Below are 15,072 nucleotides of genomic sequence, written 5' to 3'. Positions count from 1 at the left end.
AGAGGTTGATTCATTTATGTACCTTAAAATAAAAAGATACTTCGATCTTATTTTTTCGGTTTTTTCTCTTGTTATATTGTCTCCAATGTTAATTGTTTTGGTATTGGTAATTAAAATTGAGTCTCCTGGTCCAATATTATTTAAACAAAAGAGAGTGGCTATCAATAAAACTTATTTTAATATATTTAAATTTAGAACTATGCGTATTGACACACCCAAGGATACTCCTACACATCTATTGGAAAATCCAGAAATATATATTACTAAAATAGGAAAGTTTCTTAGGAAATCATCACTAGATGAAATACCACAGATATTTAATATTATTGCAGGACAAATGAGTATAATAGGCCCGAGGCCAGCTCTATGGAATCAGTATGATTTAATTGAGGAAAGAGACAAATATCAAGCAAATTCTGTTCGTCCAGGTTTAACAGGTTGGGCTCAAATAAATGGGAGGGATGAACTACCTATTGAGATTAAAGCAAAACTCGATGGAGAATATGTAAAAAAAATTGGTTTATTAATGGACTTAAAGTGTTTCTTTGGTACTTTTATTAGTGTCGTTAGAAGTGAGGGAATTATGGAGGGTAGTAATAAAAATAAGTCGGAAGAAATCAAGGAGCATTTATAAATGAAAAAAGTTCTAATAACTGGTAGGAATAGTTATGTTGGAAATTCTTTTACACAATGGGTTGATAATAATCCAGAAATAAAAATTGAAAAGATAAGTCTTAGAAACAATGATTGGAGAGATAAGGACTTTTCAAGCTATGATGTAGTTTTGCACGTTGCTGGTATCGCTCATGTTTCAACAGATCCAGAACTCGAGCAACAATATTATAAAATTAATAGAGATCTAACAATTGAAATTGCCAAAAAATCAAAGCTTGATGGTGTTAAACAATTTATCTTTATGAGTAGTATTATTGTTTATGGTGACAGTATATCTTCTGGAATGATAACTAAAGAAACTGTACCTAATCCAGCAAATTTTTATGGGAAAAGTAAGTTAGAGGCTGAAGATGGAATTCAATCTTTACAAAGTAAAGATTTTAAAATAGCCGTAGTAAGACCTCCTATGATATATGGAAGAGATTCAAAAGGGAATTATCCTAAGCTAGCGAAGTTAGCTAAATTTACACCTTTGTTTCCTGACTTAAATAATAAGAGAAGTATGTTACACATTGATAATTTATCGGAGTTTCTAAAACTTATAATCATAGCGAATGATAAAGGATATTTTTTTCCGCAAAACAAGGAATATGTTAGAACTAGTAAAATGGTTAAATTAATAGCTGACAAACACGGTAAAAATGTAAAACTTGTAAAAATTTTTAATCCTATATTCAAACCGTTTATTTCCAGGGTGGGTTTATTGAACAAAGTTTTTGGTGATCTATATTATAGTCAAGATATGATTGCAACTGGTGATTATCAGATAAATGATTTAAAAAAATCAATAGAAGAAACTGAGAGCAGGAATATGGAAAATGAGAAAAAAAGTACTTTTTCTAGTTAATCATGATGTTGTCATATATAATTTTAGGAAAGAAATTGTTGAAAGCCTAATAGAGCATGGGCACGATGTCATTATCTCTTCTCCTTATGGTGAAAGGATTGATGATCTAATTGCAATAGGGTGTAAATACGAGAAAATTGAATTTGATAGACATGGTATAAATGTATTTAATGAATTAAAATTAATAAAATATTATAAAAATTTAATAAAACGAGTACAAGCAGATGTAGTACTAACATTTACTATAAAACCAAATATTTATGGTGGGATGGCTTCTAAAAGTTTAGGAATACCTTACATAGCTAATATTACTGGGCTCGGCACAGCTGTCGAAAATGATGGTATTATGCAAAAGATTACGACTATTCTTTATAAAAATGCCTTTAAAAATATTAATAGAGTTTTTTTTCAGAACGAAGAAAATATGAATTTTTTCAAAAAGAAGAATATAGCTACTAATAAACATAAATTATTGCCTGGATCGGGTGTTAATTTAAACGACTTTAAGCTTTTGGATTATCCAAAAGATGATGTTATTGAGTTTGTTTTTATTTCAAGAATTATGAAAGAAAAAGGTATTGATGAGTATTTAGAAGCTGCTAAGTTTATTAGAAATAAATATCCTAATACGCGTTTCCATATTTGTGGATTCTGCGAAGGGGATTACGAGAATAAACTATTTGATTATCATAATAGTGAGCTAATTATTTACCATGGTATGGTCAGAGATATTAGAGAGATTTTAAAAAAAGTTCATTGCACAATACACCCAACTTACTATCCAGAAGGAATGTCAAACGTTTTACTTGAAAGTGCAGCGAGCGGAAGACCATTAATTACTACTAATCGAAGTGGATGTCGTGAGATAATAGACAACAATGTAACAGGCTATCTAATTGAAGAAAAAAATAGTGAGGATTTAATTCTAAAAATAGAAGAATTTATAAACTTAGGTTATCAACTCAAAAAAAATATGGGTTTAAATGGAAACGAAAAAGTAAAAAGAGAATTTAATAGAAATATAGTAGTAGATGAATATATAAAAGAAGTTCATAACCTATAAATTTTAATTTAAACTAACGAAAACATAATATAAGGTGATCTTATGAAAAGGAAAAGGGATTTAATTGCTAAATTTTCATTTTTTATGAAATTGATAATAAAGGTTTCGAAAATATTTCCTAACAAGATTCATCTTTTTATTCTAAAACGTATAAGAAGTCACGATAATTATCTTGCTATGTTTATAAGGTATATATGTTTGAAAAATTGCGCTAAAAGTTGTGGTGACAACGTGGCTGTATTCTCAAATGTGTATATTAATAATGTTCATAATTTAGTTATAGGGGATAATGTTAGTATTCATCCTATGTGTTATTTAGAGGCCTCAGGTGGAATTGAAATAGGTAATAATGTATCTATTGCACATAATACAACCATTATGTCTGAGGAACATATATATGTAAATTTAGAAACGAATATAAAAGATCAAGGATCAACTTATAAATATACAACTATTCATGATAATGTCTGGATAGGAGCAGGCTGCCGAATTTTAGCAGGCTCTACGATATTTAACGGAAGTATAGTGGCTGCTGGAGCTGTAGTAAAAAACTCTGTTAAAAGCAATACTATAGTTGGTGGTGTACCTGCGAAGGTGATTAAGGAGAGATAATAATGAGACTTGTTTTTGCACACGATCATATTTTTTATAAATATAAAGGTGAGCATTATAGTACTGGTGGTCTTTCAAAAGAAATGTTAGAAAGGTATACAAAGGTATTTGATGAAGTTATTGTTCTTAGTAGACAGAAAACAATAACAGAATTCAACGATAAACTGACAATAGCTACTACAAAAAATGTAACTTTTATTGAAATACCTAATTTTAAGTCAGTTAAAAACATTCATCAAATAATAAAAGCAAAAAAAACAATAAAAGATGAAATACAAAAAGCAGATTCATTAATAGCTAGATTGCCTAGCTCAATTGGTTCAATAGCAGTTTCTGAGGCTAAGAATTCTGGGAAACCTTATTTAATTGAAGTTGTAGCGTGTCCTTGGGACGCATTATGGAATCACAGCTTAAAAGGAAGATTTATGGCACCATTTAGTTATTTATCTACTAAAAAACATGTAAGAGCTGCAGAAGATGTAGTATATGTTACAAATAATTTTCTCCAAAAAAGATATCCAACTAATGGTAATAGTGTTAATTGTTCAAATGTAGCTCTTAAAGATTTTGATGGGTTAGTAATTAAGGAAAGGCTAGAGCAAATTCAAAACACGAATCTAGAAGGTAGAAAAATTATAATAGGTACTACTGCTGCTATCGATGTTAGATATAAAGGTCAACAATATATTATAGAAGCTTTAGGTAAGTTAAAGAAAAAAGGGAATCTCAATTTCGAATATCAATTAGTAGGAAATGGAAATGAAAAATTTTTAACATCTGTAGCAATTAAAAATGATGTTTTAGAGCATGTGAAATTTCTTGGTGTCTTACCACATAATGACGTATTTAATTGGTTGAAAACCATTGATATATATGCGCAACCAAGTAGACAAGAAGGTCTGCCGAGAGCTTTAATTGAGGCAATGAGTATGGGTATCCCTTCTTTTGGAGCAAATACAGCAGGAATTCCAGAGTTATTGCCTAGAGAATTTATCTTTAGTAATACAAAGAGGAATATTAAAGAAATCATTGATATCTTGACTAAAATGAATAATGAAAATATGGCTATACAAGCAGAAAGAAATTTTGAAGAAGCTCAGAAATACAATAAAGATTTAATTGAGAATAGAAGAGAAGAATTCTTTATAGCATTTAAAGGTTCATAATTTTATTAAAGATAAGCGTCTAGTTTGGTGGTGGAATTTTGTTAGATATTTTCTTGATTTCTTTGGCCTTTCCCTTAGCCCTGCTGTTAGTAACATTAATTTATAGAAAAATCACATTTTATAGTATGTTTTTTTTAATATGTATAGGCATCTACTTTTTAGGAGTAATATTGTGGTATTTTTTTGTAGTTAGTTATGGTGGAGATAATACGGTTTTTATATTTCCTGACGAGAAAACTTACATGTATGGGGATTCAACTGGTTTTTTTGGATCTATCGTGAAAATGATTGTAAGTGTAGTCTCCTTAGTAGGTTTTAGATTTTTAAGCGTTTTTTGTTATTCATTTGGATTGTTATGGCTTACAACGGAATTACTTCAAAGTTATATAGAAAAAGATCAAAAAATTAACATGTTTAAGTTTAGTTTTATATGTATTATAGCTGCTCTCGGAAGTTATTGGTCATTTTTTATATTAAAAGAAGGAATGACAATTTTATGTGTATCTGTATACCTAATATCATACAAACGCAAAAATTTAGTGTTGAAAGTATTTGCAATTTTAATGACTATTCTAGTCAGACCTGAAATTGCAATAGCAATAATTTTAGCAGAGTTTATTTTTTTTATGTGGAAAAGATCAAAAAAACTACTTTTTACTTTGTTTTTTGTTGGAGTTTTTACAATTATATATTATTTTAATTCAGCAGATTCAGAATCACTAAAATTAAGCTTTGTTTCGAGAAGGTACGGCGAAAGTGAAAAAATATATGATAATGAGGCAATTAGAACTGCAAGGTTGGGATTTTTACCATTTATAACCTCATATACATATCTAGAAACTATTTTAGGAAACTTTTTACGTAGTCTGGTGCCTTTATACCAATCAACTAGCCCGATAAGTACCCCGTTAACACTTATTAATTTAATTGGATCGATATTATTATTGGTTAAATTCAAAATAAGGAAAGATGTTCCTACTATTTTCGGTATAATAATTCTTGTTCTATTGTTAGCTTCAGTCTCAGTTGCACGATATCTAACAGTAATAATTATCCCTTTAACAATTTTTCTTTTATTAGATAATCACAAAAAGAAAATTAATTAAGATGAGTTATCTTATCTATGCTTATGTTATTAATTAAAAGTAATTTTAAAAATTGAAATGAACTTTTAACAAGTATATATGTATAGTATTAACTTCTATAAAATATTGATTTGAATCGTACTGAGCAGTAATACATCGGATAGGAGGAACTATCATGGAAAAGTTACCTTTAGTTTCAGTAATAATCCCTTGCTATAATTGTGAAAAATGGATAGCTGAAACTATAGCAAGCGTTTTTAATCAAACTTACAAAAACATTGAAATAATAATAGTAGATGACGGATCTACAGATAACACAAAAAGTATTGTTAAAAATATTAAAGATGTGATCTATTATTTTCAAGATAATAGTGGACCTTCGGCAGCTAGAAATTTAGGTATAGAGAAATCTAACGGAAAGTATATTGCATTCTTAGATTCAGATGACCTTTGGAACGAAGATAAACTATTAAAACAAATTAATTTCTTGGAGAATAATCCAGATGTACATTTAGTTTTTACTAACGTTACATTGATAAATGAAACAGGAAAAGTTCTTTACACACACTATAACAAAGTTCCAACTGAAAAAAGTGAGTTAATCAGAAAGTTTTATGAAGGAGAAATTGTAATGAATACCCCAACCATTCTTGCTAGAGGGGATTCTATAAACTATATTGGTGGATTCAATGAAAATTTACCTTTACGAGAAGATCATTACTTTCTAATGAAAATGGCTAACGTTTTTAAAATTGTCCATTTTAAAGAAGCGTTGGTAAAGAGAAGAGTTAATGATCAGAGTTTAAGTAGTACAGTTGATAGTGAGAAGGTGTTCAAGTTAAATAAGCCATTTTTAGAAGAAAGTATAAATTCATTTCCTTATTTATCTAGATTCGAAAAAAATGTTTATTCTAGAATGAATTTTGCTGTTGGCAAAACATATTGGAAAAAAAGACACAAGAAATTCGCTTTAAAATATATATATAAATCCATGAGTGATAGACCACTTAAAATTAAAAATTATATATTTTTTATTATTATTATTCTGCAGTTCAAATACGAAGATATTGAGAAACTAAAATGGAAAATAAGAACTACATTAAAAAATTGAAGCATAATAATTATTGATCATTTAGATTTATATATAATATTGGAAAATGAGTATGTTAAAACCAGGAGGAAATATGGATAAAATAGGTATTATTACATTGAATGGTTATAAAAATTATGGGAATAGATTACAAAACTATGCCCTTCAAGAAGCCATCAAATCATTAGATTATCAGGTGGAAACAATTTTAGTTGATACTGGTACTACAGAAACAAAAAGAGTATCACATAAAAAAAAGGTTAATGAATTACCTAAAAAAATAATTAGTAGACTTCTTAATATGAAAAATAAGAAACAAATAATTATTAGAACAAATAGATTTAAAGATTTTTCAAAGAATTATATACATGAGACAAGTTATAACATTGCTGGGGATGCTGATTATAAAGAAGACCTATTAAATTTTAAGGCATTTGTTACTGGCAGTGACCAAGTCTGGAACCCTTATTACATTAATGGATCCTCAGCCTATTTTTTATCATTTGCTCCTATCGAAAAGAGGATATCTTATGCAGCTAGTTTTGGGATCTCACATATTCCTAATGAATTTCAAAAAGAATATAAAGAAAACTTAGATAAAATTATGCATTTGTCTGTTAGGGAAGACCAAGGTGCTGAAATAATTAAAGATCTAACCGGAAGAAAAGCACAAGTTGTTGTCGATCCCACGATGTTACTTACAAAGGAACAATGGAGATCTATATCTAGTTCATCTAATTCAAAACCAACTAAACCATATTTATTAACATATTTTTTAGGAGAAATCTCTCGTTCTTCTCAGACTAAGATTGAAAAATTAGCCAAAGATAAAAAGTTAGAAATAGTTAATTTAGCTAATCTGAGCGATTTGCAACGCTACACTTCAGATCCTTCCGAGTTCCTAGATTTCATAGACTCAGCAGAGATTTTCTGTACAGACTCGTTCCATGGTGTGGTTTTTTCAATATTATTTGAAAAAACTTTTATAGTGTTTGAAAGAACAGGAAGCTTACCTTCCATGTATTCAAGACTTGAAACTCTACTTTCTAAGTTTAATTTAAAACAAAGAATGGAGAAAAATGTGAATTTTGATGATTATATTAATGAAATTGATTATTCAGAAGTAGAAGGTACTTTGAAAAAAGAACGCGAAAAAGCATATGCTTATCTAAAAGAAGCATTAAAATAAATTTTTAGAAAGTGGTAATTTGATGAATGAAAGAAAAGCCGGTGCTGTACTTTCTTACGCTTCTCTACTAGTAACTTTACTAGTTGCTTTAGTATATACTCCAATAATGATTAGATTGATTGGCCAATCAGAATATGGTCTATTTGCATTAATAGGATCCTTGGCGGCGTATTTTAGTGTTATGGACTTGGGCCTAGGAAACACAATTATACGATATATCTCAAGGAACAATGCTATAGGAAGTAAAGAGATTGAATCAAAACTAAATGGTTTCTTTCTTAAGATCTATAGTTGTATTGGTCTACTTGCAATAGTAATTGGGTTACTAGTTTGGTTGAATGTTGATATTATCTTTGGGAACAGTCTTACAGAATCAGAGTTGGATAAAGCTAAAATTATGATAATAATACTCATTTTTAATTTTGCTCTCTCCTTCCCATTATCCATTTTTAGTTCAATCTTACAGGCTTACGAGAAATTTATAGTAGTAAAAACAACAAGTATTATACGTGCATTACTGATTCCAACAATTACTTTACCTTTTTTGTTTATAGGTTATGGTGCTGTTTTAATGCTTTTTATAACTACCATTGTTAATATATTTGTGTTGATTTTCCAAGCGATTTATGCATTTAAAAAGTTAAATGTTGAATTCAATTTCAATAAAATTGAATCTAGTTTTGTTAAAGAGATTGTTGGATTTTCTATTTTTATATTTTTAAATGTATTAGTAGACTTGATTTATTGGAATACAGATCAATTTTTATTAGGTGTTATATCAGGAACTCAAACTATAGCGATCTATGCAATAGCTATGCAATTTGTAACAATTTATAAAATGTTTTCTACATCTTTAAGTAATTTATTTTTACCTCAAGCATCAAAATTAGTGGCTAATAACGCAAGTAACCAAATAATAAGCGAGTTAATGGTAAGGTATGGAAGGATTCAATTCATAATACTGACTTTTATATTATCTGGTTTTTTCTTGTTTGGAAATCAATTTATTTATGTTTGGGCTGGCGCTAGTTATACTGACGCATTTTACATTGTATTAATCATTATGATACCTTTGCTTATTCCATTGACTCAGAATTTCGGTATAGCAGTTTTACAAGCGAAAAATGAGCAGCGGTTTCGTGTAATTACCTATTTAATAATTGCAATTATTAATGTAATAATAAGTATTCCTCTTGCTATATATTACGGTGGAATAGGAATTGCATTTGCCACAGCAGTTTCATTAATTTTAGGTCATATTATTATAATGAATATTTATTATCATAAAGTAATTAAAATTGATATGATTTTATATTGGAAAAATGTTAGTAGTATTTTATTAGTAGTGATTATCATTACTACTTTTGGATATGTCATAAATAATTATCTGTTTAATACAGACGATTTACTATCACTAGCTATTAAAATCGTAATATATATTTTAATATTTACTGTGAGTATTTGGTTATTTGGGATGAATAAGTACGAAAAAGAATTGGTTAAAAATACCAAATTAAAGATAGCGAAAAAGTTTAACTTTAGTAGATAGGTTTTAAAGTAGAGGAGCTAAAGAATTGTATGAAGAGTATTGCTAAAAAGTATTTACCTAAATTCCTTTTTACTAAGGGAAAGCGGTTAACCATGATATCACAATTACGTTCTAACTATCAAAAGGATTTAAAGAGATACTATACACACTCATATGAACTTACTGAAAGTAAAACTAAGAGACATATGGAGACTGATCTAATTTTTTTCTATCACAAGATTGAAAAAGGGTTATCTTTACCAAATCCAAGAGTTGGATTCGGCGAAAAAGCAGTAAGACATCTGGTAGAAAAACTTGATAACTATGTAAGTGAGTATGGTTGGGACAGAACAGCACAAATCTGTCTAAACTCATTGTATAGTTATTACGACTTTAATAAAGAAAATGATTTAATTTTAGATAAGCTTTATTCTGAACTAGAGAACCTAAAAGATATGTCGAAATTTAAAAACAATCAAATTACTGCGGGAGGGGTTACTAATTTAACAAAGGAAGATATTGAAAATGCAAACGTCAATTTTAAAGATTTTGCCTTGGCTCGTCACAGTTTAAGGAATTTTTCACCAGGTGAGGTTTCTTTAGAATCAATTAAAGATTGTGTCAAGATAGCTCAGAAAACGCCCTCAGTTTGCAATCGACAATCCACAAAAGTGTATGTGTATGAAGGTGAAGAAATGAAGAATGTCTTAAACCATCAAAATGGAAATGCTGGTTTTGGTTTTGGTGCAAATAAAGTTCTAATTATTACGGTGAATCTTGAGGACTTTAGAGGACCAAAAGAAAGAAATCAAGCTTATATAGATGGTGGGTTATTCTCCATGTCGTTAATATATGCATTTCATTCATTAATTATTGGTACATGTGCATTAAATTTATCATTAAACTATGATGATGAATTACGGCTAAAAAAAGAAGCAAAGATACCTAATTCAGAAGTAACAATTATGATGATCGCAGTGGGGAATTATCCTGATACATTTAAAGTTGCAGATTCCCCTAGAAGAAATCTTGAAGAAGTTTTGGTTATAAATTAATTTAGACTTTTAATCTTTATTTAGGGGGGCTTCACATAATGAAAAACTTAGCAGTAGCTGGAACTGGCTATGTCGGCTTAGTTACTGGAGTGTGTATGGCAGAAAACGGACACAATGTAACTTGTGTAGATATAGACAAACAAAAAGTAATGAAAATGAAAAAGGGTATCTCACCAATTTATGAAGTTGAGTTAGAAGAGTTAATGGCTAAAAATATATCTGCAGGTAGATTACATTTTACTACAGATTACCAAACAGCCTATAAAAAAGCAGAAGCTGTCTTCATTGGGGTAGGTACACCAGAGCGGGAAGATGGTTCAGCTGATCTATCTTATATTGCTACAGTTGCTCGGCAAGTAGCGGAATCGATTGAGCACGATTGTTTAGTTGTTGTGAAATCGACTGTTCCCGTCGGTACGAATGATAAAGTTGAACAATTTATTAATGATTTCTTAATTAGAGACGTTAAAGTAGAAGTTGCTTCTAACCCAGAATTCCTTGCACAAGGTTCAGCTGTTAAAGATACCTTAGAGGCCGATCGTATTGTCATTGGTACAGAAAGTGAATGGGCAGAGAGAATCTTAACAGACATTTATACACCTTTTCATATTCCAATTGTTTCAGTAAATCGTCGTTCTGCTGAAATGATCAAATATGCATCGAACGACTTTTTAGCCTTAAAAATCTCTTATATGAATGATATCGCCAACCTCTGTGAATTAGTCGGTGCGGATATTCAAGATGTTGCTAAAGGGATGAGTTATGACGATCGTATTGGTAGCAAGTTCTTAAATGCAGGCATTGGTTATGGAGGATCTTGTTTTCCGAAAGATACAAAAGCTTTAGAATATATTGCGAAGCAGAATGGATACGAGTTGAAAACTGTTAAAGCTGCAATCGAGATAAATACTGAACAAAAGCTTGCTCTATATAAAAAAGCGAGCAATCGTCTAATTACGTTCCATGGTCTGAAAGTCGCTGTACTTGGTCTGACTTTCAAACCGGGTACGGATGATCTTCGTGAGGCTCCTTCTTTAGAAAATATACCATTACTACTTAAAGGCGGCGCGAATATTTATGCGTATGATCCTGTTGGTAGTGATAATTTTGCAAAGCTATATCCAGAAGGTAAACAAGCTAATGGATCTATCACATATGTTAATAAACCTGAAGAAGCACTAGAAGGTGCAAACGTATGCTTTATCTTCACTGAGTGGGGAGAAATTAAAGCCGTTACTCCTAATCAGTATAATGAATTAATGCGGACACCTTTAGTTTATGATGGTCGTAATTTACATGATGTAGGGGAAATGGCTCATAATGATGTGGAGTACCATTCCATTGGTCGTATATTAAAAAAATCAGCACGAGGAGTTGCTTTAGTTTGATAGATAAAAAAGTATATCTTGTAACAGGTGCTGCTGGATTTATTGGATATTTCCTTTCTAAAAAACTTCTTGATGAAGGAAAAACTGTCATTGGCATTGATAATGTAAATGACTATTACGATGTGAATCTGAAAGAAGCTCGTTTATCAAATTTAGAGCCGTATGATAAATTTACATTTATAAAAACAGATATCTCAGACAAAGAAAGTATTGAAAATATTTTCAAAAAATTTCGTCCCTCTATTGTGGTGAACTTAGCAGCACAAGCTGGGGTTAGATATTCCATAGAGAATCCTGGAGCCTATATGCAGAGCAACATGATTGGTTTCTTTAACATATTAGAAGCATGTCGGCACTTTCCAGTAGAACATCTCATTTATGCATCGTCCAGTTCAGTGTATGGTGCAAACAAGAAAGTACCATTTGAGGAATCTGACTTTGTTGACCACCCTGTATCACTTTATGCTGCAACTAAAAAGTCTAATGAACTAATGGCACACACATATAGCCACTTATATGACATTCCAGCAACAGGTCTACGTTTCTTCACTGTATATGGACCGATGGGAAGACCGGACATGGCTTATTTTGGATTCACGGATAAATTCTTTAATAATGAACCAATTCAAATTTTTAACGATGGAAACTTTGATAATGATTTGTATAGAGACTTCACATATATTGATGATATTGTCGAAGGGATTAAAAGATTAATCAGCAATGTACCTACTAGAGACAACGAAAGTGTGGCACATAAAGTCTATAACATTGGAAACAATAATCCAGAGAAGCTGATGACTTTTATAAATACTCTGGAAAAATGCATAGGTAACTCATTAGAAAAAGAAATCACATTTAATAAGCAATTTGAACCAATTAAACCAGGGGATGTACCAGCTACTTACGCTTCTACTGAAAAGTTACAAGAAGCAGTTGGATTTAAACCTCAGACTTCGATTGAAGCAGGGTTACAACAGTTTACAGATTGGTATGTTGATTATTATAAGTTGAAGAGCTAATAGAAAAAAGAGACTATGTTGAATAACTAGCTTCGGATACACAAAAATCTCGTTCACTTTAAATATAGTGAACGAGATTTTTGTCGTTTTATAATTCACATTTTATCTCTTGTACAAATTCCATATATTCTCGTTGTACTTCTTTGTAATCAGTAAAACTTGGTCTTCTATCAAGAAAGTGGACACTAAAAAGTGAGAGTGATTCCTCTCAAAGCCTACATTACTGCCTCTACCTCGACAGTTGAGATCTTATCTAAAAGTCGGGGGATAACTTACTTTTGTCTAACTAATTGTTTTTTGCGAGTCATGATTAATCCTTTTGGCATAGGTTCTCTCAAATTGGTTCGGGGATTGATAGTTCAAAGTGGAATGCCTTCTCGTTTTCATTGTATCGACTATAAATATAATGATGAATGGATTTCATCGCCTCGTTTCTTGTTTGAAATTGAAAGCGATAGATGAGTTCTCTTTTAATGGTGTAGACGTCAAGTTGAATTTTACACTTTTTGCTCGTTTGCTTTTAACACTTCTGCTGAAAAAATGCTCTTTCAATTTTTCATTCGGTGACTTTCCTCTTCTTCACCTCCATGGATCACTTCCACACGATGAAGTAGGCGATCTAAAATTGCTGTGGTGATGGCTTGGCCACCGATTAAATTGCCCCATTCTTCTGGACTCTTATTTGATGTTAGGATAATCGAACTTCGTTCGTATAAATGATTGATTAAATGAAAGAATAGATTTGCTTCTCTCTGATCCATGGCCATATACATTAAATCATCAATAATCACTAGGTCGGCATTTTTAATTCTCTTCAGCTGAACTTTAGATTTGTTGAGGTATTCCTCCGATTTGAGAAGCTGCACCAGTTCACCCATTGTAGCGAAATACACATTGAACCCTCTGTAAACAGCCTCAAGTCCAAGCCCAATTGCGATATAAGTCTTACCAATGCCTGGAGGTCCCAAAAGAATCAGATTATACTGTTGCTCTAGCCAGCTTAATTCTCGGAGTTGAGAGAGCTGTCGAGCTGTCAGAACGTTTTGTCCTCCCAACTCAAACTCATCTAATGACTTCACGAAAGGGAAGCGTGCCCATTTTGTCAACAACGGTCTGAAATTCCCTGTTTTCAACGGAATCAAATTCCCTTATATCAGCGAATTGTAGCCGGTTGAACACCGGCCTTTTTCTTTTCTCTCAGTCGATACGAATTTCCTTTTATATTAAACGTTGTTGAATGATGAATGAGTCGATCTGAGATGGCAGTAGCTAGCACTTCGTCACCAAATATTTTGCCCCATTCTACATACGATTTGTTTGATGTGACAATCATCGCACCATGTTCGTATCTTTTAGATATGATCTGAAACAACGTATTTGCGCTTAAATCATCAAAGCTAAAATACGAATTCTAACGAATGCCATTTTTGCATCAGAAGCAGGAATGAACGAAGTATATTTCAAAGAGAATCCTTCCGTTGGTGTGAGTGTTCCAAGAACCTATCATACGATGGGACATCAAAGTAGAGATAACGTGATTGAGTTTAAAAGGAAAAGAAGGAGATAGTTCTGGAGAAGGGAATTTATTTATTTGAAAGTTAGTAAGTTAACGATACTAAGGACGGGATTTAAACAGTCTCCTAATAGTTTGAAGGGACTGTTTGCTTTATCCGCATTCCTTAAGAGTCATCTCAGCATTAAACCGTTGTTGACCAATGTTACGATCTTTTGCAAATCTTCTGAGAAGGGCAATTGAGTCTTTTTTGCGATAGTTCATTTGAATGGATATCACACTTGTCCAAATAAGAACGCTTGGATTTGTTTCTTTTAAGAGGGTGTCTATCATAATAGGACCGTTCACTGAGTCACGTTTAATTTTCTCGGATAAGGTAAAGAGAATTTTTGATGATTTGTTCCCTCTTTTATAGTTACCGGTTTCCTCTGTTTCCTCATGAATTAAAGCGTGTTTGATAAATTTTTCTTTCACTCTATCTAGGTCCATCATTACCTCCTACAGAGCTTTTGACTAGAGCTCTTCAGTTATACTTTTTAACTGATCTGTTAAGATATGATCTTTAAGGGAACCATCCGTATTTTTTAATCTTTCAGGGAAATCTTCTGAAATAGGTTTCGCTCCATTAGCTATCCAACGCTTTCTGTATTGAGTATATAGTTCTTCCTTTGTATAGAGAATAGGTTCATTATGATCATCACAATCATCGTCATCTACTCCAAACTGAAACCCACAACAGAAACAAATTTCAAAGCTGCTACAACCAAATGTATCGTATGGAGGCTCATCCAAACCAAGATAACCACATACGGAACATCTATGTAAAGTTGTCATATTCATCT

15 protein-coding genes and 2 pseudogenes are annotated in these 15,072 nt (G+C 31.3%); 12 read left to right on the top strand and 5 right to left on the bottom strand.

The window, feature by feature from the left end:
• Positions 1-16 precede the first annotated feature (16 nt).
• From ACQKKO_RS01780 to ACQKKO_RS01725, 12 genes are all read left to right on the top strand, one after another.
• A complete protein-coding gene (locus ACQKKO_RS01780; RefSeq protein WP_498643720.1) occupies positions 17-634 on the top strand; it encodes a sugar transferase in 618 nt (205 codons plus the stop codon).
• On the top strand, positions 635-1,522 hold the full coding sequence (locus tag ACQKKO_RS01775) for an NAD-dependent epimerase/dehydratase family protein (protein WP_498643718.1): 888 nt from the start codon (positions 635-637) through the stop codon (positions 1,520-1,522). It begins immediately after the preceding gene.
• Positions 1,494-2,585: a glycosyltransferase family 4 protein gene (locus ACQKKO_RS01770; protein WP_498643716.1), complete on the top strand. Its 1,092-nt coding sequence runs from the start codon at positions 1,494-1,496 to the stop codon at positions 2,583-2,585. Before ACQKKO_RS01775 ends, ACQKKO_RS01770 begins: the two co-directional genes overlap by 29 nt.
• Positions 2,586-2,816: 231 nt before the next feature.
• On the top strand, positions 2,817-3,197 hold the full coding sequence (locus ACQKKO_RS01765) for an acyltransferase (protein WP_498643714.1): 381 nt from the start codon (positions 2,817-2,819) through the stop codon (positions 3,195-3,197).
• 2 nt (positions 3,198-3,199) lie between these two features.
• On the top strand, positions 3,200-4,363 hold the full coding sequence (locus ACQKKO_RS01760) for a glycosyltransferase (protein WP_498643712.1): 1,164 nt from the start codon (positions 3,200-3,202) through the stop codon (positions 4,361-4,363).
• 38 nt (positions 4,364-4,401) lie between these two features.
• Complete coding sequence (locus ACQKKO_RS01755; RefSeq protein WP_498643710.1) at positions 4,402-5,469, top strand: hypothetical protein; 1,068 nt, start codon at positions 4,402-4,404, stop codon at positions 5,467-5,469.
• A 154-nt stretch (positions 5,470-5,623) separates the two neighbouring features.
• The gene (locus tag ACQKKO_RS01750; RefSeq protein WP_498643708.1) at positions 5,624-6,559 is read left to right on the top strand and encodes a glycosyltransferase family 2 protein; all 936 of its coding nucleotides are present in this window, start codon (positions 5,624-5,626) and stop codon (positions 6,557-6,559) included.
• A 73-nt stretch (positions 6,560-6,632) separates the two neighbouring features.
• A complete protein-coding gene (locus ACQKKO_RS01745; protein WP_498643706.1) occupies positions 6,633-7,727 on the top strand; it encodes a polysaccharide pyruvyl transferase family protein in 1,095 nt (364 codons plus the stop codon).
• Positions 7,728-7,749: 22 nt separating this feature from the next.
• Positions 7,750-9,276 carry an oligosaccharide flippase family protein gene (locus tag ACQKKO_RS01740; protein ID WP_498643704.1) on the top strand — a complete coding sequence of 509 codons (1,527 nt, stop codon included), beginning with the start codon at positions 7,750-7,752 and terminating at the stop codon, positions 9,274-9,276.
• A 29-nt stretch (positions 9,277-9,305) separates the two neighbouring features.
• A complete protein-coding gene (locus ACQKKO_RS01735) occupies positions 9,306-10,310 on the top strand; it encodes a nitroreductase family protein (RefSeq protein ID WP_498643702.1) in 1,005 nt (334 codons plus the stop codon).
• A gap of 38 nt (positions 10,311-10,348) precedes the next feature.
• The gene (locus tag ACQKKO_RS01730; RefSeq protein WP_498643700.1) at positions 10,349-11,698 is read left to right on the top strand and encodes a UDP-glucose dehydrogenase family protein; all 1,350 of its coding nucleotides are present in this window, start codon (positions 10,349-10,351) and stop codon (positions 11,696-11,698) included.
• Positions 11,695-12,717, top strand: a complete 1,023-nt coding sequence (locus tag ACQKKO_RS01725) for an SDR family NAD(P)-dependent oxidoreductase (RefSeq protein ID WP_498643698.1) — start codon at positions 11,695-11,697, stop codon at positions 12,715-12,717. The genes ACQKKO_RS01730 and ACQKKO_RS01725 overlap by 4 nt, the downstream gene beginning before the upstream one ends.
• A 334-nt stretch (positions 12,718-13,051) precedes the next feature.
• On the opposite strand, the gene ACQKKO_RS01720 is transcribed toward ACQKKO_RS01725, so the two are convergent.
• From ACQKKO_RS01720 to ACQKKO_RS01700, 5 genes and pseudogenes are all read right to left on the bottom strand, one after another.
• On the bottom strand, positions 13,052-13,192 hold the full coding sequence (locus tag ACQKKO_RS01720) for an IS3 family transposase (protein WP_498643785.1): 141 nt from the start codon (positions 13,190-13,192) through the stop codon (positions 13,052-13,054).
• Between the two features lie 73 nt (positions 13,193-13,265).
• A pseudogene (locus ACQKKO_RS01715) lies at positions 13,266-13,817 on the bottom strand (ATP-binding protein); the annotation flags it as partial.
• Positions 13,818-13,870: 53 nt separating this feature from the next.
• Positions 13,871-14,122, bottom strand: a pseudogene (locus ACQKKO_RS01710) (ATP-binding protein); the annotation flags it as partial.
• Between the two features lie 261 nt (positions 14,123-14,383).
• On the bottom strand, positions 14,384-14,719 hold the full coding sequence (locus ACQKKO_RS01705; RefSeq protein ID WP_498643696.1) for a hypothetical protein: 336 nt from the start codon (positions 14,717-14,719) through the stop codon (positions 14,384-14,386).
• 24 nt (positions 14,720-14,743) lie between these two features.
• On the bottom strand, positions 14,744-15,064 hold the full coding sequence (locus ACQKKO_RS01700) for a hypothetical protein (RefSeq protein ID WP_498643694.1): 321 nt from the start codon (positions 15,062-15,064) through the stop codon (positions 14,744-14,746).
• Between the last annotated feature and the right edge of the window lie 8 nt (positions 15,065-15,072).

The sequence above is a fragment of the Alkalihalobacillus sp. NPDC127517 genome (genome assembly GCF_050276055.1).
In the GTDB taxonomy this organism is placed as follows: Bacteria; Bacillota; Bacilli; order Bacillales; family Bacillaceae_D; genus Alkalicoccobacillus.
The sequence above is the reverse complement of the archived record's forward strand: the minus strand, read 5'-3'. Positions and strand labels throughout refer to the sequence as shown.